The sequence below is a fragment of the Streptomyces sp. NPDC048473 genome (assembly GCF_043200155.1).
In the GTDB taxonomy this organism is placed as follows: Bacteria; Actinomycetota; Actinomycetes; order Streptomycetales; family Streptomycetaceae; genus Streptomyces.
In genome coordinates, this window is the sequence record NZ_JBICXE010000064.1 from 1 (window position 1) to 20915 (window position 20915).

At 69.6% G+C, this 20915-nt stretch carries 13 protein-coding genes; 4 read left to right on the forward strand and 9 right to left on the reverse strand.

Annotated elements, in window-relative coordinates; genetic code table 11:
- Positions 1 to 157: 157 nt before the first annotated feature.
- From ACGFU7_RS43050 to eccD, 5 genes are all read right to left on the reverse strand, one after another.
- On the reverse strand, positions 158 to 589 hold the full coding sequence (locus ACGFU7_RS43050; protein WP_393703761.1) for a type VII secretion system-associated protein: 432 nt from the start codon (positions 587 to 589) through the stop codon (positions 158 to 160).
- An 81-nt stretch (positions 590 to 670) separates the two neighbouring features.
- Entirely contained in the window at positions 671 to 985 is a 315-nt protein-coding gene (locus tag ACGFU7_RS43055; RefSeq protein ID WP_393703763.1) for a WXG100 family type VII secretion target, read from the reverse strand.
- Between the two features lie 73 nt (positions 986 to 1058).
- Positions 1059 to 1424 (reverse strand): hypothetical protein, encoded by a 366-nt coding sequence (locus tag ACGFU7_RS43060; RefSeq protein WP_393703765.1) that lies wholly within the window; start codon positions 1422 to 1424, stop codon positions 1059 to 1061.
- A gap of 218 nt (positions 1425 to 1642) precedes the next feature.
- Positions 1643 to 3151, reverse strand: a complete 1509-nt coding sequence (gene eccB, locus ACGFU7_RS43065) for a type VII secretion protein EccB (RefSeq protein WP_393703767.1) — start codon at positions 3149 to 3151, stop codon at positions 1643 to 1645.
- Between the two features lie 19 nt (positions 3152 to 3170).
- Positions 3171 to 4568: a type VII secretion integral membrane protein EccD gene (eccD, locus tag ACGFU7_RS43070; RefSeq protein WP_393703768.1), complete on the reverse strand. Its 1398-nt coding sequence runs from the start codon at positions 4566 to 4568 to the stop codon at positions 3171 to 3173.
- 575 nt (positions 4569 to 5143) lie between these two features.
- On the opposite strand from eccD, the gene eccCa reads away from it, so the two are divergent.
- Positions 5144 to 9139 (forward strand): type VII secretion protein EccCa, encoded by a 3996-nt coding sequence (gene eccCa / locus ACGFU7_RS43075; protein ID WP_393703792.1) that lies wholly within the window; start codon positions 5144 to 5146, stop codon positions 9137 to 9139.
- 79 nt (positions 9140 to 9218) lie between these two features.
- Here eccCa and ACGFU7_RS43080 read toward each other — a convergent pair whose 3' ends face one another.
- Positions 9219 to 10454 carry a S8 family serine peptidase gene (locus ACGFU7_RS43080; protein ID WP_393703769.1) on the reverse strand — a complete coding sequence of 412 codons (1236 nt, stop codon included), beginning with the start codon at positions 10452 to 10454 and terminating at the stop codon, positions 9219 to 9221.
- A 733-nt stretch (positions 10455 to 11187) separates the two neighbouring features.
- On the opposite strand from ACGFU7_RS43080, the gene ACGFU7_RS43085 reads away from it, so the two are divergent.
- Entirely contained in the window at positions 11188 to 14043 is a 2856-nt protein-coding gene (locus tag ACGFU7_RS43085; protein ID WP_393703771.1) for a hypothetical protein, read from the forward strand.
- A gap of 110 nt (positions 14044 to 14153) precedes the next feature.
- On the forward strand, positions 14154 to 15674 hold the full coding sequence (locus ACGFU7_RS43090) for a hypothetical protein (RefSeq protein ID WP_393703773.1): 1521 nt from the start codon (positions 14154 to 14156) through the stop codon (positions 15672 to 15674).
- Between the two features lie 188 nt (positions 15675 to 15862).
- Here the strand turns inward: ACGFU7_RS43090 and ACGFU7_RS43095 are convergent, their stop codons facing one another.
- Genes ACGFU7_RS43095 through ACGFU7_RS43105 form a run of 3 tightly spaced genes read right to left on the reverse strand, consistent with a single transcriptional unit; the run spans position 15863 to position 19448 of the window.
- Positions 15863 to 18169 carry an FtsX-like permease family protein gene (locus tag ACGFU7_RS43095; RefSeq protein WP_393703775.1) on the reverse strand — a complete coding sequence of 769 codons (2307 nt, stop codon included), beginning with the start codon at positions 18167 to 18169 and terminating at the stop codon, positions 15863 to 15865.
- Between the two features lie 5 nt (positions 18170 to 18174).
- Positions 18175 to 18945, reverse strand: coding sequence for an ABC transporter ATP-binding protein (locus ACGFU7_RS43100; RefSeq protein ID WP_393703777.1), 771 nt, complete (start codon positions 18943 to 18945; stop codon positions 18175 to 18177).
- Positions 18942 to 19448 carry a PadR family transcriptional regulator gene (locus ACGFU7_RS43105; protein WP_393703778.1) on the reverse strand — a complete coding sequence of 169 codons (507 nt, stop codon included), beginning with the start codon at positions 19446 to 19448 and terminating at the stop codon, positions 18942 to 18944. The genes ACGFU7_RS43100 and ACGFU7_RS43105 overlap by 4 nt, the downstream gene beginning before the upstream one ends.
- Before the next feature lie 169 nt (positions 19449 to 19617).
- Here ACGFU7_RS43105 and ACGFU7_RS43110 point away from each other — a divergent pair, with 169 nt between their 5' ends.
- Positions 19618 to 20886 carry an ABC transporter substrate-binding protein gene (locus ACGFU7_RS43110; RefSeq protein WP_393703780.1) on the forward strand — a complete coding sequence of 423 codons (1269 nt, stop codon included), beginning with the start codon at positions 19618 to 19620 and terminating at the stop codon, positions 20884 to 20886.
- Positions 20887 to 20915: the final 29 nt, after the last annotated feature.

Sequence of the window (20915 nt, forward strand, 5' to 3'; positions counted from 1 at the left end):
CACCCGGTGGTGTTGTTTTTCCCATTTACACCCGCCCTTGGGGGGGGCACCAACTGCACTACCGGCAGGGCGGGGGCGCCCCGAGGGGGGGTCGGTGGGCCCACGCCCTCAGGGGGATACAAGCATTACGGTGGTACCTGCTGCGAACATGCCCGCGTCAACTGGCCGAAGGGGGCGGATTCGCGCTCGAACTGCCTCCGGCCATGTCTCCGCTGTAGTCGGCGATGGCGGTGAGAAACTTCTGACCGTCGACGTCCGCAAGGTTGTCGCTCTGCGTCTTGAGCATGGTGGTGATGACGTCCCGGAGATTTCGCTCCAGATCGTCGATGGCGGTCGAGTGCCGATTCAGTACCACGTCGATATTCTTGGCCGCGGTCACCGTGTTGCTGACCACATTCTTACCGCCGGAGTCACCGTCTTCGGACATCGGACCGATCAAGAGCGGGAGCGACGTGGCCGCGAGGTCGTACAGGGACTTCCGGCCCTCATTCGTCGTGCGGAGTGTGACGATATCGGTCTTGAACTTGTGGACGTCTTCGTCGACGAAGGCCTGGAGAGCAGGCGCATCCAGTTTTGTCAGGTCAGCCATCGCATCCCCTTTGTCGCTGCGTCATGAGGACAACGTCGCCGCCCCTGCGCTCTCAGGTAGCGCAGGGGTAACTACGTAATGTCAGAACTTGATCTCTTCGAAGCCCTGCGCGTTCTGGGTCACCGTCTGCTTGTAGTTGTCCGAGATGTTTTCCAGGGTGGTGGCGTGGCTCTGCAGGATGGTGCTCAGAGCCTGCACTTCGGCGTTCCAAGCGGGCTGGACCTTCTCGAAGTACACATCGCGGTCCGGGCCGAGCCAGCTGTTCACGATCGGGGCAAGATTGCCCTCAAGCCTGTCGATGACGCTTCCGATGGCCTTGGTCTGGGCCATCATGTCTTCGGAGAAATGGGTCGTTTGGCCGTGGTTGATGTAGATGCCGTCTTCAGCAGCGCCCATGAGGCTCTCCTAGAAAGTTCATGCGGATGGAGGGGTGCGGACAGTTCCTGACTGTGCCGTGGAGGCAGATCGCTTATCCGGTCATCGCCGAATAGGCACCGCTCTCAGCGGCACTGCCGAACACGGTCATCTTTCCCTGGTTGGCGACCGCTTGCTCGTTTGTCGCCTGGGTCGTGTTGGACGACTGCATGGAGTTTTGGAGTTGGTGCTCCATCGCATTACAGGTGTGCTTGATGCGATCCACCTCGGCCAGCCAGGTGTCCATGACCTGGGCGTACGCATGGCCGTCCGGGCCCTGGTAGTTGGTCTGCAGAACGGCCTTCGCCTGCTCAACCTGCCCCTGGATGGTGCTCATCTCCGTGTTGGCGCCCTCCAATGCCTGGGTCGCCTGGCTGTATGTAGCTGTAGATGACTGCTGCTGCCCAGCTGGGGTGCTCATGTACTTACCTTCCCTTTTGAACGGCAGATTTCGGTGGGAGCGATACCGCTCATATGTCGGATCCCGCTCACATCTGCCTGGAATCGGAATGGTGCCATTACTGAAGGCGTCGGAATACCCAGTCCGCCCAATCAGCAAGAGCGTAGGCGCCACATATCAGAAATTGCAAGGACAGAATTGACTGGAAGGTGCGAAGGCGCCCGGTTTACCCGCGCGGTTCAGGTGGCCGATCTTTTTCCGGCACTGCTCTTACCCGCGCAATCCGGTACACCTCCTGCCGCGCTTTGGCCAGCCTTCGCCGCTTCCGGTGACAGATCCGGACCTGTTGGCACCATGTTGAGCAGCGGTGACGGCAGCGCCTGGGCGGCGGTCAGGTCGTAACCCAGTGCTGCCGCGGCGTCCTTGGACGGTATTCGGTATTTCACTCCGGTGTCCGTGACCAGATAAGTGGTGTCCCCCAGGGCAGCGCCCGCGCTGCTCAGCGCCCGGACCAGGCTGCCGCCCGAGGGCGGCACGGAGATGGAGTCGACAGTGAGACAGGCCCGCACGAGCGCTGGCACCGGCTGCACCGCACTCGCCCGGAGGACCGCCGACTCGACCAGTACTACGCTCACTTCGGTGCCCGCGTCCCCGTTGGAGGCAATGCGCACACAGGCGTTGCGGTCGTCGCCGACCTCCAGCACCTTCGGCGGAGTGGACGGCAGCGCGGCGGCCGCCTCTTGCACGCCGCGGCTCTCTCCGCTCGGATCCCTGGGCGCCAGCGCCCCGTTGAGTGCGTCGGCCGAGATGGTGACCGCTGCCGGGGTGCCGCCTGCGTAGGCCTTCTCACGGACCCCGGGACCGCTGAGCGCCAAGGCCGCCTGTGTCGTGCTGATCGGTACGAGTCCGGCTCGTTGCAGGAGGTAGTACTGCTCGGCCGAGCCCGGTGTCTTGACCAGGAATACCTGGCCGACTCTGGCTTTCTTGCCGTCCAGCTCCGGGCCCTTGTCTCCCTGCCCGCTCACGGCCGGCGCGGCGAGATCGGCACCGGCGGGCAGCGATTCCAGGAACGTCGCGGAGACCTCCAGCGGTTCGGACGCGCTATAGCCCATGGCGTCCATGGTGGCACCGCCCTCGGCGAGCCTGAAGCGGTTGCCGTGCCAGAGCAGGAAGTAGCTCTTGTCCCCGTGGACCAGCACCGCCTCGTGCGCCTGGACCGATATGCCGGGCCGTTCGGATTCCACGACCAGGGACGTGGTGGTCTCACGGTCGCCGGAGTCGGTGGGCCGCGTCCCCGCGCATACCTCCCACGGCCCGGAGTTGAGATCGCCCGTGGACGGGAAGACGTCCGGGGCGCCTTCGATGCCCACCGGACTGCCGTGCGGCGTACCGGCCAGCGAGGCGGCGGAGATGGTGTCGGTCTTCATGTCCGCGCCAACGAGCAGGCGTGCCGAAGCGTAGTTGCGTACCGGCCTCAGACTGCCGTCGTACAGATAGCGCGTCCCGGTGCCCTTCTCCACGATCAGCGTCCCGCCGTTGCGCCAAGTGGTGGCACCGCCGGGGCTGATGAGGCCGAAGACCAGGAAGCCGATCGATATGAGAACACCGATGACGGCGCCGATGACGACACCCCTGGTGGTTCGCCGGGTAGGAGTCTCCGGGTCGTCCGGGTCGGCCCGGAGCAGACCGGTGGTCAACCGGGAGACCACGAACTGATGGGCCTGGACCTGGTCCCGTCGTGTCTGCATGCTCTGTTCCTCCTTCCGCTCAGCCGTTGATGGCGCGGAGCGCCTGGTACACGCCGAGCGTCCACAGAACCGTAGGGAGCAGCGCGACGGCCGTCACCGACTGCAGCACGTCCCCGGCCCTTCCCCAGTGGGGCAGCATTCGACGGCCCGGCACCGTCCAGCCCATGACGGCCAGCAGCGCCGCGATCAGCAGCAGGACGCCGCCGGTCAGCAGCCGGGCACCCGGTCCGTGGTCCCTGGCGTATGCGGTGACCAGCATCAGGATGCCCAGGGCCGCGGGGGTGATCAGCGCGAGCCGCTGCCAGGCGGTGCCGAGGTTCCTGGCGTGCAGCACGAGCAGTAGGGCCAGTAGTGCGGAGGTGACAATCTGTGGGGTGTCCGGGTGGCGTGCCATGCCCGCCATGGACGCGGCACAGATGGCCCCGACCGCCAGGTAGAAGCCGCTGATCCAGTGGTCCGTGGCGCTGGCACGGCCTGCGATGTCGTCGCCCGAGTGCGGTTCGATGCCTTCCTCCAACTGCTCGGCGTTGGTCGGCAAGGGTGGCAGCCGCAGGCCTGACAGGGAGAACGACAGCATCGGCACGAAGGCGCCGAAGATGACGGCGGCGGCCGCGACACCTGCGGCCGCGTCGGAGGAGGACATGTCCAGCGACAGCATCAGGATGCCGCCCACGGCGCCGGCGACGCAGAGCACCGCCGCCGCCGTGAAGACGACGGCGAACGCCGCCACGACCGTCAGCGCCAGTACGGCCCCAATCGCGCCCGCGACCGATCCGGCCAGCAGCTGCGCGCCGGCCTCCTGGTGCGTTCGGGGGGAGGAGAGCGGATCGCCCACCACGAATACTCCGCACAGGACGAGGAACCCGGTGGCCACCAGGCCGAGCAGTACGCCGCCCGGCCGGTCGTCCAGGACCCGGGCCGCGGCGCCCGCACCGGCGAGGATCAGCAGTGCGGCGCCCGCGGACAGCATGATGCGTGACCCCACGTCACCGGGCATCGCGATCATTGCCAGGCAACCGAGGAGTGCCGCAGTCATCATCAGCCGCAGCGACCACCGGCTGATAGTGGCCGTCCAGGCGAATGGGAGACCACGGACAGTGGTCGAGACGGCGTCCACAAGGTTGTCGTATCGAACCGGCGGCAACGCCTCAATCTGCGGGCGCAGCAGCAGGACAGTGCCGTCGCGCAGTTCGAGGGAGTCCGGGGTTCCCTCACCGTCCAGCGGATCACCCCCAATACGCTGGAGCACCCATCCGCCGTGCTCGACGCCGGCCTCGTCCAGGCCGTCCCCGGCCTGACCGACGATGACCGGCAGCAGGTCGGCAAAGGGGATGTCCGAGGGAACGGCAAGGTCAAGGGATTTCTCGGGGGCCCTGATGGTAAGGCGGCACAGCCCCACCACGGAGCCTTCGCTCATGCTCATTGTTTCAAGCCTCTCCGATAGTGTGCTGTCCGGTCTCGGATACCTCCGGGTGCAGCGATCCTCCGGCCTGCGGTGCCCGGACTCGAGAGAGACGCCGCACACGGTGCGTCGGCAGCTCGCGGGGTGGGTGACCTGCATGCCCGGAGATCTTTGAGACTGCCCGGAGTTCGCCGAGGTCCGGACACGTGCGAACCGCACGGAGCCGCAGGAACAATGCCGGGGATTCCTGCCGACTACGCGGAATCCTCGGATAGTTGACTCCATAAATCACACTACTCTGCCGCCTGGAGGCTGGTGTGCCGGCCTGCGCCGGCGCCCGGGGACAGACGCAGTGCTCCGCGAGAGCTTGTCGGTCCGCCCCGGCGGTGCTTGATAATCTCATGGGTGTGACACTGTTGTGTCAACAGGCCGGTGAACCCCGCACGATGGGCTCACCGTGTTACTTCCGGCAGCCCAATGTTCCCGGCCCCCGGCAGACCGGGATTCCCGGTACGGCGTGGTCACACCGCGCCCGCCGTCCCTCCCGCATCCCCCAGGTGTTGTAGCTCGAAGGAGACGTTCCGTTGAGCGTGGTTTTCTTCCGCAGGCCCGCACGGCGACGGGGGCCCGAAATACCCGACGGTGAGATGGCGTTGCAGGAACCACCCGTCATGTCGGAGGCGGTACCTGGCGGCGGCGCGGGCATGATGACTTATCTGCCGATGGCCATGATGTCCGGCGCCATGATGCTGCTCTACATGCGGCCCGGCTCGGCATCGAGCCCCATGACCTATCTCGTCGTCGGCATCATGGTGATCGCCATGGGCACCATGCTCATCGGTCAGCTCATGCGCAGCGGCAGCGAGCGCAAACAGCAGCTCAAGGGCGCCCGCCGAGACTATCTGCGCTACCTCGGCGGCGCACGGCGCAAGGTCAGGGCCGCGGTCGCCCAACAGCAGCAGGCGCTGGCCTGGCGCCACCCGGATCCCACCGCCCTCTGGTCGCTCGCCCGCACCAGCAGACTGTGGGAACGCCGCACCTCGGACACGGACTTCGGAGAGGTACGGCTCGCCGTGGGCGAGCAGCGACTCGCCCTGCGGCTGACCACCACCGCGACCAGGCCGGTCGAGGACCTGGACCCGCTGACCGCCCACTCGCTGCGCGCGTTCGTGAACGCGTACTCCGCCGTTCCCGAGCAGCCCATCGCGATCTTCCTGCCCGCCTGGGCGCGCGTCCTCTTCCGCGGCGAACGCGACGAGATCCTGCCGGCCGCCCGGGCCCTGCTCGCCCAGCTGTCCGTGCTGCACTCCCCTCAGGACCTCACCATCGCCTTCTGTCTCGCCGCTGACCGGCGCGAGGAGTGGGACTGGGTGAAGTGGCTGCCGCACACGCTGCACGCGCACCAGACGGACGGGGCCGGCCCCACCCGGCTCATCGCGGCAACCGCGGGTGAGCTGGAGGATCTGTTGGGCGAGGAGTTCGGCGAACGGCCCCCGTTCGAGGCCGGTGCTCCCGCGAGCGCCGACGAGCCGTTCACCGTCTTCGTCGTGGACGGTGGCCAGATCCCCTCGGGCCATCAGTTCGGCCGCCGCGGATTCCGCAACGCCGTTGTTCTCGACCTCTCCGGTGAGCTGCCCTGGCGGCCCGGCCGTACGGCGCTGCGGCTCGACGTCCGGGACGGCGAGGTCAACCTGGTGCGTACCGATCGCAACCGCAAGGAGTCGACCACCCGGCTGGGCCGGGCCGACCGGCTCGGCCCGGCCGGCGCCCGGGCCCTCGCTTCGGTGCTGGCCCCGATGCGTTCGGGCGTGACCGTGGAGTCGGCCCAGCCGTTGTCCACCGATGTCCAGCTGACCTCGCTGCTGGGGATCACCGATCTGCACCGTCACGATCCGACCGCCTATTGGGAGCGCCGCAGCGGCTCGGCGGCCCAGCGGCTGCGGGTACCGATCGCGGTCGGGGCCGACGGACGCCCGATCGAGCTCGACATCAAGGAGTCGGCCGAGAACGGCATGGGCCCGCATGGCATGCTCATCGGCGCCACCGGCTCCGGCAAGAGCGAGCTGCTGCGGACCCTGGTCCTGGCTCTGGCGCTCAGCCACTCCTCCGCGACCCTCAACTTCGTGCTCGTCGACTTCAAGGGCGGCGCCACCTTCCTGGGCCTTGACCAGCTCCCGCACACCTCTGCGGTGATCACCAACCTGGCGGACGAGGCCGCGCTGGTCTCCCGTATGCAGGACGCCCTGCACGGTGAGCTCATCCGCCGTCAGGAACTGCTGCGCAGCGCGGGCAACTACTCGTCGGCGCTGGAGTACGAAAGGGCCCGCGCGTCGGGGACCCCGCTGGCACCGCTGCCCAGTCTGTTCGTCGTGGTCGACGAATTCAGTGAACTCCTGTCGGCGCACCGTGAATTCATGGATCTGTTCGTGATGATCGGCCGACTGGGCCGGTCGCTCGGTGTGCATCTGCTGCTCGCCTCGCAGCGGCTGGACGAGGGCCGCATGCACCAGTTGGAGAGCCACCTCTCGTACCGGATCGGCCTCCGGACGTTTTCCGCGATGGAGAGCCGCGGCGTCCTCGGTGTCCCGGACGCCTACGAACTGCCCTCGCAGCCGGGCGCCGGATATCTCAAGAGCGGCATCGAGCCGCTCACCCGCTTCCGGGGCGCCTATGTCTCTGGCACCTACCGGCAGCGGACAGGAGCGCTGGCGCAGGCCCACGTCGCGAGCCAGGTGGTGCCCTGGACCGGCGAGTGGGTCGCCGCCAGGAGCGCGCCCGTCGTACCGGAGGAGGCGGCACGCATCGCGGAGGCAGAGAGGGAGGCACAAGCGGACTCCGGCTCACTGCTGTCGATCGCCATCGAGCGACTGCGGGACTCCGGACCGCCCGCACACCAGGTGTGGCTGCCACCGCTCGTCCTGCCGCCCACCCTTGACCGGCTGCTGCCGCCGCTCGCCCCCGATCCCCATTACGGCCTTACCACGGTGGACTGGTCGGAGCGCGGCGCTCTCAAGGTGCCGGTCGGCATCATCGACCGTCCTTTCGAACAGCAGCGCGATCTGCTCCTGGCCGACCTCGGCGGCGCAGGTGGCCACGTCGCCATCGCCGGCGGCCCGCAGAGCGGCAAGTCCACGCTGGTACGGGATGTGATCGCGGCGCTCGCCCTCACCCACACCCCGCGCGAAGTCCAGTTCTACTGCCTGGACTTCGGCGGCGGTGCCCTCGCCGGCCTGTCGGGCCTGCCGCATGTGGGATCGGTCGCGGGCCGGCTCGACACCGAACGGGTCGGCCGCACCGTGTCCGAGATCACCTCTCTGCTGGCCCGCCGCGAGCGGCTCTTCCTGGAGCTCGGTATCGACTCCATGGCGGCCCTGCGCCGCCTCAGGGCCGCCGGTGAGTTGCCCGACGAGGCGCACGGCGACGTATTCCTGGTCATCGACGGCTGGTCGACCATCCGCCAGGACTTCCAGGACGACATACCGACCATCAACCAGCTGGCGGCCCGTGGCCTGAACTACGGCATTCATCTGATGACCACCACGTCGCGCTGGGTCGAGCTCTCCGCCGCGGTACGTGACCAGGCGGGCACCAAGCTGGAGCTGCGCATGGGGGACGCGCTGGACTCCATGGTCGACATGCGGCGGGCCGCGAACGTACCCCGCAGCCCCGGTCGCGGTCTGACGATCGACAGCAAGCTGCACTTCCTCACCGCTCTGCCCCGCATCGACGGGGTGGAGGACAGTCGCGACCTCTCGGACGGCGTGGCCGACCTGGTGTCGGCAGTGGCGGAGAGCTGGGCGGGACCTGCCGCCCCGCCGGTGCGCATGTTGCCGATGCTGCTGGACGCGAGCGACCTGCCCCCGGCGCCCGAGGGCCGGCGGCTCAAGTTCGCGCTCGGGGTCGAGGAAACCGAACTGGACCCCGCCTGGCAGGACTTCTCCGACACACCACACCTGGTGCTGTTCGGCGACACCGAATCGGGCAAGACGAATCTTCTGCGGCTGATGGCGAAGCAGATCACCGAACGGTTCACGCCGGCCGAGGCCAAAATTCTGGTGGTGGACTACCGGCGTGAGCTGGTGGAGGCCGTACCCGAGGAGTACCGGCTGGGCCATGCGATCTCCATCGACCAGCTGCAGCAGCTGGTGAGCGGGGTCGGCAAGGCGCTGAAGACCAGGGCACCCGGTACCGACATCTCACCAGCGCGAATGCGCAAGGCGGACTGGTGGACCGGGCCGAGGCTGTTCGTGCTGGTCGACGACTACGATCTCATCGCCCGCCCCATGCAGACCCCCTTCGAGCCGCTGCTCGAACACCTTCCGTTGGGATTCGAACTCGGCTTCCACATGGTCGTCGCCAGGGCGGCGGCAGGAGCCATGCGGGGATTGAACGATCCCCTCGTCCGCCGCATGCTGGAGGTCAACGCGCCCGGTCTGCTGATGTCCTGCCCGCCGTCCGAGGGCTATGTCTTCGGCAACGTCAAGCCGCGGATCCTGCCGCCCGGACGCGGCATGTACATCACCCGCAGAAGCACGGTGCAGATGCAGACGGCACTGGTGGACACCGGCGCTCCGGAAGCCGACTGAGCCGTCCCCCGGCCCCGGCCTAAGCCTCTACCGGCCCCCTCACCATCAGTACGGGGGCCGGTAGAGGCTTGGGTGGCCGTCAGGTACGGGAGGCGGCGAGTTGGTTCGTTCGGCTGCGGCGGACCAGCACCATGGCCCCCCAGATCCCCACCCCCAGCAGCACGCACGCCCCGGTCAGCACGACCGACCGCCGTATCGCGCCAGCGTCGCCCCTCTCCGGGGTGAGGTGGATCTCCGAGGAGAACCGGGGCGGGGAAGCCGGACCGGCAGGCAGAATGCCGGTCAGCGCGCCGTTGACGTCGAGAACGGGCACTTCCGCCGGATAGCTGGTGCTCTTCAGCCGCTGTGCTACCTGCTGGGCGCTCAGTTCCGGGTGGTACGAGCGCACCAAAGCCGCTGTTCCGGCGACGAACGCGGCAGCCACGGAGGCTCCGTTGGCGATGTAGTGGCCCTTCCCGGCCAACCCGATGCCGCTCACACCCGCGCCGGGAGCCGACAGATCCGCCTTCTTCGGTGTCACCGCGTCGTCGCTCCGCCTCCCGTCGATGTCGATGTCCAGCACCGAAACCACGCCGTCGGACGCGGCCGGCCAGAACGAGAGGGGCGGCCGGGCCTCTCCGTCCGCCGCCCGGGGAAGCGTGCTGTCCGGGACCGCCGGCGCGATCAACAGCACATCGTGATCGGCCGCGTACTTCACTGCGGACGTGAGAGCAGCGTTGCCCTTCAGCAGTGCCGCCGACACCTCGACGACCTTGGCCCCACCGTCCACGGTGGCCCTGATGCCCTGCGCCACCAGCGCCACGCTGGGCACCCCTGTCACGTCGGTACCGCGGGCCGCGACGATGCGCGTCGCGGGTGCCACGCCGGAGAAGCCGGCGCCTTCGCGCGGGGCCGCGGCGATGATCCCGGCGAGGAACGTTCCGTGCCCCACACAGTCCTGGCCGGCCCCTCCCACCGCCGATGCCCGTCCCGACAGGCCCGACGCCTTCGTCGCGATGCCGGTGTCGACCACGCCGACCGTTACCCCGGCCCCCTGGGTGAACCGCAGGGCCCGGCTGAGTCCGAGCTGCCGCTGTGCCCAGGGCACGGCTGCCATGACGGTGCCGGACGCCCTGGTGCACTCGTCCGCCCCGAAAGCGAGCTGCGAGGGCACCACCGGCAACCGGAGCTCGCTCTGCGAGGAGGACGGAGAAGGAGTCGGGGTCGGTGCCGCGGCCGCGGGTACCGCACTGACGGAGGCCGCCAGGGCCAACGCGAGGGCACCGGTGTAACGGCCGCGCGCGGAAAGTCTCCACAAAAGGCTGTTCTCGGTCATTTATTCTCCGTCGCTTCGCAGCGGTTTCCGGAACAGCGGCTCGGCGGGCTCGGCTGAATTCCGGGGCCAGGCGTGAGAACCCTACCTTTGCGGTGACCACTCGCCCACGCCAGCTTGCCTGTTGAGGCACCAGTAGGGCTTGGTCGGGTTGGTGTGACTCCCGATTCCTCACGTGTCACACCCTGTCAACGGCACCGTCACTCAACAAGACACCACCGTCGAGTACACCTGACCAAGCCCTACTCGACGGGTGCCGGACAGTGCACGCACCGTCGTTCCCGGCACTGCGGGGTACATTTCAACCCTTATCACCACTTTTCGGCTGCCAATCGGTTTCCGTTTTCCCAACTGGTCCCACCAACGTCCGTTCGGCTTCCAGTTGCCTGTACCTTTCTCCTGTGCGGATGTGCGCGATCACGCAACACTCCGAGTTTCACTGGTCCTTGGGGTAACCGGTGGCAACACAATTCGAATCCGAGCGGCCGACAATCTCCGGTGTGCGCGACCGCAAAGCACTGGAATGTCCTCGTAGCGGAGCTACCGGGGCGCATTGCGGCAACGCGGCGAACATGCGTACCGGGCGTCGCGAACCGGACCACACCGTGATACCGCCCGAGCACCCTCGAACGTGCCCGGGCCCCTCCCGCCCCGGTTCCGGAAACGGTCACAGCCGCAGGACAGCGACCATCAGCAAATGGAGACGAGTTGAGGACCGCATGATACGGAATGGTCGGTGAGCCGCAGGACGGCCGGCGGGCGCGGCCGGTCGACGTCCCCGGGATCAGGTAGAGGCGCCGGCGAAGACGGCCGGGGAATCGCCCAGCCGCTCGTGGTGTCCGGTGGTGACGGCGTCCACGTCGTGCACCGCAGGGGCGAGTCACAGGCGTTTCTTTCCGATATCGTGGACGCGCTGCGTGACAGTTCCGCAACACAGGCCACGGTGCTGGTCAGCACGGAAATAGCGGACGAGGACCTCGACGAGCTCTCCGAGCGGCTCGCCCCCATACTCGCGGAGTACCGGGAGACGGGCGTCGGGCTGGTGCGGCTCGTGATGTCCGCGGGAGCCGCTGAGCGGGCGGGAGCGCCCGCGCCCGCCCGCCGCCTCTGCGAGGACCGGGGAATCGACGTACTGGCGCCGAGCGGCGTCGCGGTGGTCGTGCCCGGTGGCTCACTGTTCGCACCCAACGGGCCCGGCACGGTCGGTGGCTGGTGGCACTTCTCGCCCGGGCTGGTGCCCAAGCGTCTCGGTGCCCGCCTGCCGGCGCCTTCCTGGGAAGGCGCCATGGAACGAGTCGATCCCGGGGTCGCCGAGAACCACCTCGTACAGCAGGTCCCCGCAGGACTGCTCGTCCAGCCTTTGGGAGCACCGCCCGAGGGTGTCGAAGCCATCCGCTACGCCGTTCCGGCCGATCCGGTCCGGCCCGTACTGCTCGTCGGCGTCCCCGGCTCGCCGCCGGTGAGTGCCGATGCCCTGGCAGATGTCCTCGCGGCGCTGCCCGGTCAAATACGGGGCGCAGTACGGCTGGTGCCCGGCGATGGCCGCGACCTGCTGTCCGACGGCCAGGAAGTCGCGGACGCACTGGGACTCGAAGTCCAGGTCGTCAACGGACTGCCGGTGCTCCTGGAGCAGGACTCCTCGCGCGGAGGGGAAGCGCGCGTCCTGCTCGTGGGACCAGACGGCACGCCGTCCTGGCAGCCCTTCGTGAAGGCCGTCACTTGCCTGCCCGCCGCCGACGGCGGCCATGCTCCCGCACCACGCCTCGCCTCCTGGCGTGCCCCTGCGGCGGGCCTTGAGGAGGGCCCGGAGCCGGGCGTCCTGCTGCTCGACAAACGCTGGCAGGTGACGCTGACGAGGGCAGGTCTGTGGGTGGGGCCGCGAGGCGGGCAGCCCGTAGCGGTCTCGGGTCGCGCGGTCGACACCGACGTGATGGCCATCGACCTCGGGATACCCGGCCGCGCCCTGGACGACACGCTGTGGCCGGTACTGGAGCGGCTGTTCGTCACACTGGAGGACGAGGTGCGCGACCGCGCCATGATCCAGGTTCACGGCAACTTGAGCGCGGACGGCATGAAGACGCTCCGGCGGCTCGCCGTCCGCCACGGCCTCGCGCTCGCGCCCAAGGGCTGGCGTTCCGGCACGACGGAACAGGCCGAGGCGACCGTGTCCTCGGCGCCGCTCGCCTCACCGACCGCCGCCACCGCAGCGCCCGCCGCTGTGGCCGCCACCACTGCTCCGGACGAGACGCCGGCCGTTCCGGCCACCCCCGCACCAGCTCCGGTCCCCCCCGCGATGCTCACCCTTACAACATCGGGGGGGCCCGGTCCCGGGAGCCCCACCACCCAGAGCGCACCACCGCAGGAGCATCCAGCCACAGGCCCCCGCCCCGCGGTGCCCACCACGGCGGTCGCCACCCATACAGCGAGCGCCCATGCCGGGAGCACCGCGGCAGCAGGAATCCAGCCGCCGCAGCCCGAGCCGGTCGCGGAGTCAGCAGCCGCCGGGCCCCCGCATCCGTCCTTCGTGCCGCCGCCCCCCGTCATGTCCTCGTCCCCGGAACCGGCCGTACCCGCACCGGCGCAGCCTGCCCCGGTAGAACCACAACCACGTGAGCCGGAACCCCTACCGGAGCCGCCCACCCCGCTGCTCACCACCGCGGACAGTCCTGACGTCGGAGGCGGCTCGGAGACCCCTGAGCCCACGCCTGAACCAGAACCGGAGGCGGAGCCGACGCCGGTGTGGAAGGAGCCCGTACCTCCGCCGGCCGTGCAGCCGGGGCCACCCGCCGGCACGCTCCGCGAGATCACCTTCATCCCCGTCCAGGCGTCCCACCACAGCAGCGCGCAGGAACGAGAGGCGCTGCGGACCTACCTGGGCACCGACTGGAACCGGCACGCCGGCGCGGTGCAGCGCGCGCTCACACGGCTTCCCGGACTGCGCACCACGGAAGCCCAGGACGACCTCTCCGCCGACCTCGCCGCCGTACACGCTCATGTCAACGTCGAGGACAGCGGGTTGAACGAGGCCCGGTTGCTGGCCGCCGTCGAACGACGCGACCCCGGCACCCTGGCGTTCCTCGCCTGCCTGGCCTCCGGTCTGCGTCGGCTGCCTTCCTTCAGGGGGGCGGCCGTACGGGCCGCCGGTCTCTTCGGCGAAGGCGTGGAACTGCTGCTGCCCGGCGAAGAGGTGGGCGAGTCGACCGCGGTCAGTGCGCTCGCACTGGACAAGGAGTACCCGTCGGTGTCGGACGACCACTACCTGATCTGGTCGATGACGGGCCGTCGTGCCGGCGCGCTCGCGGACAACGAAGGCTCACACGACCCGGACGAGGTCTTCTTCGGCCCGGGCACCCGCTTCCGCGTCCTGCAGATCCGCAAACGTGCCGGAGCCGACGTGGTCCTGCTGCGCGAGCTCGCCCAGAACACCCCGGTCGCCGTACCCGGTCGGCTCGCGGACTCCGACCTCCAGATCCTCGACCGCTTGAACGCCACCGCCGACCGGACCTCCACCCTCGGTACCGGCCGCGCCTGGCCGGTCCGGTGTACCGGACCGTTCGGCGTGCTGGCTCCCGAAATGCCCAGGACCGACTGAGCCATACCCCAACGGGCCCCCTGACCCCGTCCGCTCCTCTTGAGGGCGGCTTCTGCCGCCGGAGTCGAGACGGCTTCACAAAATACGACTATTCCATGTAAGGAGCACGGATGTCCCAAGAATATTCGGCATCCTCCGGTGCGCCACCGAGCGGGACGGCCACCGTCGCGGCAGGCCCGCCCCGAATCCGGCGGGCCATAGCGATGCCCTCCGCGGATGAGAGCCTCAGCGGCTCCTCCCCGGCGGGGGTCACGCGAAGCGCCGCCTTCCTGACCACGGCCTCGGCCGGCGGAGAATCCGCCGGCACCGTGACCGTGGCGTCCACACCCGTGACCGGCGAGGGCGCGCAGCAGTCCGGACCGGCCGAGAGCGGCCGCGGCCGGCGCGGCAGGACGATCTTCTCGTTGTCCGGGCGCAGGCAGCACTCCCCCCCGAGCGGCAGCGCCTCGGCGGACGAGGCGGGCCTGCCCGGCGCCGCTGCGGTCAGCGGCGTTCAGACGGTCGGCGCCGTACAGGCACCCGGCCGGCCGGGCGCCACGGCCACCCACGCCGGCCGTAGCGGCCGACCGCTGCTGGTGGCCGCCGCTGTGGCGGGGGCCGTACTGGCCACGGTGCCGTTCGTGAACGGGCATGGCGGTACGACGAACTACGAAGGTCTCGGCCAGGCCGTACCAATCGCCTCGAGGTCTCCGGATGCCGATGGCAACTCCATGCCCAAGCCGGACGGACACAGTTCGATGCCGCTCCAGGACCCGGTCGCGGGCACCCAGGCACCGATCGTCCCGCAGCCGCAGATCAGCCCGACCTTCCTGCCGGAAAGCCCGAGCGCCCTCGCGTCCGGTCCACTGGCCGGTGTGCTCAGCGGGCAGAACGAAGCGGTGCTCCCCCCCGGCAAAACCGGCCCCCTTGCGGGTCCGGGGCTCTACACCGACCCGCAGGGCCACGGCCCGACGGTCGGTCCGACCCCTGCCATCCCGGGCGGTAAGGACGGGCCCCGGCTCGTTAGGGGCTCCGGTCTCGTCGCCGGACTCGCCCTCGGCGACAAGCCGAAGGACGAGAAGACGGACCCCAAGGGTTCGAAGCCGGTGGAGACGGACAACGCGTCGCACCCCGAGGCGAGGCAAAAGCCTCCCACCGGAGACACGCCGGCGACCTCCACCAGGGTGTCGCTGCTGTCCACGAAGTCGTCGGATGGCGGCAAGGCGAAGCCCGCGGTGAAGGCCGCGGGCACAGCCAAGTCGCCGACGAAGGCCGCTGCCAGGGCGGCGACGCCCGTGAAGGCGGCGACGCCTAAGTGGGCCACCCGTGTCGTGCGCGCCACGACAGTGATCAGTCCCGGCGAGTCCGTGGCCTCGAACCGCATGCGGATCACGATGGGCACCAACGGCAACCTCGTCATCTCCGACGAGAACGGCGTGGTGCGCTGGTCCTCGCACACGGAAGGAAGCGGCTACAAGGCGGTCTTCCAGGACGACGGGTGCTTGGTCGTCTACGCGCAGGACGGCCGCACGGCCTGGTCCTCAGGCACCGCGGGCAACCCCGGTGCCCAGCTGGTGATCCAGGATGACGGAAACGTCACAATCCAGTCCGCCAGTGGCGCGGTCCTCTGGTCGGCGGGTACGCAACGCTAGCGGGGCGACCAGCTCGGCCTGCCCGCTGAGGACGAGCGCCCGGTTCGCGTGATCGGAAGGCGGCCACAAGCCCTCGCAGCCTGGCTGTTCGGGCTTGTGGCCGACCGCATGGGATCGCCCACGCTGGGCACACCACGCACAAGTGCCCTTCCCCGCACGCGGGGAAGGGCACTTGTCGGTTCGGGGACCTACAGCCCGCTCATCATGCCGCGCGGTCCCCGGGCGACGGTGGCCCGCGTCGCGGGCAGTACGCACGCGGTGGCCGCGATACCCACCGACACGCAGGCGAGCAGCGACAGAACGCCCCAGTACGGCGGTCGGGCGATGCCGGCCCCGAGGCCGCTCGATCCGCCCTGGAGATCGATGAGCCAGCTGGAGAGCGGGACACCGAGCCCGATGCCCAGCAGCGCCGCGGCCAGGGCCAGCAGCCCGATCTGGGCGACCATGATCCCCACCGCCTGATGGGGCATCAGGCCCACGGCCCGGTAGATGCGCAGGTCCCGGGAGTGGTCCCGGACCGAGGCGAAGATGGCGGTGGACAGTTCCGCCAGACCGATGAGCGCCAGCACCACGACGAGGCCGACGATCACTCCGCGGACGGGTGAGAGATCGGGGGCCGATCCGGTGTCAGGACGGATCTCCAGGGTGCCGTGCGAGGACGTGGCGAGGGCCGCCCGTACCGCGCCGGGCTGTTCGCCGTCGCGCAGCTCAAGGCTGTAGTAAGCGGGTGTGATGCCGGTGTCCTGGGCGTGCAGTGTGTCGTACGTGGTGGAGATGACGCGGCCGTCGTCCTCGGTCTCGATGCAACGGCCCACGATGTGCAGGATGTGCGGGGTGCCGCCCACGGTCAGCCGCACCCACTGGCCGACGGTCACGTTCAGGGCGTCCAGCAGCCCCTGGCCGGCCACGGCCTCGTCGGGACCGGTGGGAGCCCGGCCCGCGACCACGGCGAACGGGTAGGGCCGCGCCGCCGTCCCCAGGCCGCGCAGCGTGACCGATTTGGACTGGCCGGGGGCGAGGGCGGCCAGTTCTGTGCCGGGGTGGACGGCGGCGACGCCGGGGCCGTTGTCGAGGAACCGGACCGCTGCCGCGTCCGATACGCCATTGGGCCGGGCGATGAGCTGACCGGCGAGGCCGACCTCCTCCGGGCTGTGTTCGAGCCGGTCGACAGTGGCCCAGGTGGCGAAGGCCACCGTGGCGATGAGGATGGACAGGGCGAGCCGCAGGACGACGGCCGCCGACCGGCCGGGCCGGTGCAGGACGGCGCGGGCACCCAGGACCAGCGCGGGAGGGATGTGTGCGCGGAGCGCCGCCCTGGCCACCCCCGACATTCTGCGGCGCCCCGGTGCGGCGGTTTTGGCGGCGGGGATCGACGGGACTCGGCCGGCCCGCCAGGCGGCGAGGGTCGTGGCGGAGGCGATCACCACCGTGGTGGCCACGGAGACGGCGGGCACCGTCCAGGTGTGCTCGGGCAGCGCCCGCCAGACCTCCATGGCCTCGCTGAGCGAGCCGGGGATCAGAGGGCCGAGGGTCTCGGTGGCCGCCACTCCGCAGAGCACTCCGAGGACGGCGAGGAACACGTGCTGGACGAGGAACAGGGCCACGACCTGGCCGGGGGTGAAGCCGATCGCTTTCAGTACGGAGATGTCGCGCGCGTGGGCGAGGACCCGGGCGCCGACGCCTCCGGTGACCGCGATGGCCGCGGCGAGCAGCGCCCCGAGTCCGAACAGGCCGATGAGCAGCCCCAGTAGGTGGTTGTCGCCCTCGGCGTCGGCGCGGGCGTCCTGCCAGGTGGACACGTCCACGACCTGCGCCGATCCGATCGCGGCGACAGCCCGCTGGACGAGGAAGCTTGTGTCCTGGGGGTCGGCGAGCCGCAGGCCGAGGGTCGCGCCGGAGTTGCCGGTGCGGGAGGCGAGGCCGTCGACCACCTCGGGGGCCGCCCAGCCGATGCCGGGCGAGTCGCCGCGCGCGTAGCCGGGTTCAGCGGTCGCGGCGATGCCGACGACACGCAGGCTGCGGAAGGTGCCGTCCCGGGGCAGGCTGATCCGGTCGCCGGGTTCGACCCACAGCGCCGTGGCGAGGGACTGTTCGAGGACGATGCCGTCCCCGGCGGCGCCGTTCAGCCAGCGCCCGCTGTCGATCTCGGGGCGGCCGATGGCCGGGGGCGTCGCCCCGGCCGCGCGCAGATCGAGGACGGCCCGGTCGGGGCCGTTGCTCACGGTGACCGATACGGTCCGGAACGGGCCGGAGACGGCGGTGACGCCGTCCAGGCCGCTCAGCGCCGAGGTATCGGCGGCGCTGTCGACGCGCATCCAGACATGGGCTCCCCGGGTGGTGGCGAAGAGCCGCTGCCAGGGGTCGGCCGCGTAGACGAGCAGGGCCACGGAGATCAGCAGGGCGGCAGTGATGCCTCCGATGGTGAGGACGAGGGAGACCGCCTGGCCGCGGTGGGTGCGCAGGTCCGCCAGTGCCCAGCGGGTGAGGGCTCGCATCCCGGTCAGCCCAGGAGCCGGATGACGTCCGCCGCGGCCTGGGTGCTCGCGGGCGGATCGTTGAAGGAGATGTCGTCGACGACCCAGCCGTCGTGGAGGGTGATGACCCGGTCGGCGGCGCTCGCCACATTTGCGTCGTGGGTGACCAGCACGATGGTCTGGCCGCGCTGGTGGTGGCGGGAGAGCAGGCGGAGCACCTCCCGGGTTCCCTTGCTGTCGAGGCTGCCGGTCGGCTCGTCGGCGAGCAGCAGGCTGGGACGATTGATGAGCGCGCGGGCCAGGGCGACGCGCTGCTGCTCGCCTCCGGCCAGGTCGCCCGGAGTGCTGTCCTCCTTGCCCTCCAGGCCGAGTTCGGCCAGCAGTTCCTTGCGGTCCTCCCTGACCTGGCGGGGCGGCCGGCCGGCGAGCAGGCCGGGCAGCTCCACGTTGTCGGCGACCGTCAGGGTGGAGACGAGGTTGAAGAACTGGAAGACGATGCCGACGCCGCGCCGCCGCAGGGTCGCCCAGCGGGCTTCGCTGAGGGTGTCGACCCGGCGCCCGTCGAGCCATATCCGGCCGCTGTCGGGCTGTTCCAGGCCGCCGAGCAGGTGCAGCAGGGTCGACTTCCCCGCTCCTGAGGGGCCGGTGACGGCGACGAACTCGCCGGGCCGTACGCGCAGGTCGACGCCGCGCACGGCGCGTACCTCGGAGCCGTCCACTCGGTGGGTCTTGACGAGGTCCTCGACAACCAGGATGTCCCCGGAGGCCCGGCCGTCCGGTGGTTCGTTCCGCTTCATTCCATCTCCTCCTGGCATCGCTCCAGCCAGTCCAGGTCAGCCTGCAGATGCAACATGGCACCCTCGATGAGAAGTTGGGCGACACGGTTGTCCCGGTCCTCCGCGGCTGCCAGCCGGGACATGGCTCGCATCAGGTTGAGATAGTGGCGGCGCTGTTTGTTGATCAGGCCGACCTGGTCGGCGACGCCGGTCAGCGGGGCGAGCGCCAGTTTCATGAAAAACTCGTCGCGTACACGCGGCTCGTCCGAAGTCTGCTCGAACCAGGCCGCGACCGCTTCGTGGCCCGCTTCGGTGAGTTCATAGGTGCGTTTGTCCGGTCTACCGGACTGGGGTACGGCCTCTCCCCGGATGAGTCCCGCTTTCTCCAGACGGGTGAGAGTGACATAGATCTGTCCGACGTTCGGCTGAGGGTAGGCCGAGCCGAACAGGGTCTCAAGACCTTGTTTGAGTTCGTATCCGTGCGCCGGCCCCTTCGCCAGGAGGGCCAACAGGGGAAGACGCATGGGTGCTCAGCCTCCTCCGCTCTCCCTGTTCGCCGGGGCCCAAACCTTGTGGCTGGGCGGCGGCTGCCACCCATGCCGTATCCAGGCCTAGTATCCCGCATGCCCAGCAGGTATAGATAACACGTCGGGCAAGGACGAAAATCAAGTCTTTGCCCCTGAGGAGGAGCGCATGCGGTGGGCGCGGGCCGCGCGGCGGGGCTTACTGATTGCTGCACTGCTGCTGGCGGGGTACGCGGGCAGCGGCACATCACCGGCCGGACCGGCCGCCGGCAGAGGCCCCATCACCCTCGCCACCGGCCGCGACCTGACCGGTTATCTCCAGCATGTGCTCGACGGGTGGAACAGCACCCATCCGGACGAGCGCGTGAAACTGGTGCAGTTGCCCGAGGCCGCCGACGAGGTGCACGCCCAGATGGCGGACAGCCTGCGGTCCGGCGGCGGCCGCTTCGATGTGCTCAACATCGACGTGGCATGGACCTCGGAGTTCGCGGGGGCCGGCTGGATCGCCCCGCTGGACCCGGCCGCGCTGCCGCTGAAACGCCTGCTTCCCTCCGTGCTGGACACCGCGACCTTCCGCGGACGGCTCTACGCCGCGCCGTATGTCACCAACGCCGGCCTGCTCTACTACCGCAAGGACATACTGGACCGGGCGGGCCTCGAACCGCCACGCACCTGGGCCGAGTTGGAACGCGACGCCGCGACAGTCGCCCCGCGGTACGGACTGGCAGGGTACGCGGGCCAGTTCCTGCCCTACGAGGGGCTGACGGTCAATGTGAACGAGGCCGTGGAGTCGGCCGGCGGAACGATTCTCGGCCGGGACGGCCGGGTGGTGACCGTGGATTCGGCCGCCGCCCGTAGGGGGCTGGACTTCCTGATCCGGGGGGTCCGGGACGGCTGGATTCCCGAGGGGGCCCTGACGTACAAGGAGGAGGAGTCCCGCCGGGCGTTCCAGGACGGCGGTCTGCTGTTCCTGCGCAACTGGCCCTACGTGTACGACATGGCGTCGGGGCCCGATTCGGAGGTGGCGGGCAAGTTCGGGGTGGCGCCGCTGCCGGGGCCCGACGGGCCGGGGGCGAGCGTGCTCGGCGGCTCCAACCTCGCGGTCAACGCGCACTCGCGTCATCCACGGACGGCCGCCGACCTGCTGGCGTACATGACGAGCGAGGACGTGCAACGTCAGGTCCTGACCCGGGGTTCGCTGCCGCCGGTGTGGGCCGGCCTCTACACGGATCCCGAACTGACGGCACGGTACCCCTATCTACCGGTGCTGGAGCAGAGCGTGAAGGCGGCCAAGCCGCGTCCCAAGAGCGCCGAGTACGAGCAGGTGAGCCTCGCGGTGGCCGCGATCACCAGTGACGCCCTGCGGCAGCACACGTCGGCCGGGGTTGCGATCGCCCGGCTGGACCGGGAGTTGCGGCGCATCATCTCCCGTGGCTGAGATGATCCGTCCCGCCTTCATCTTCACCT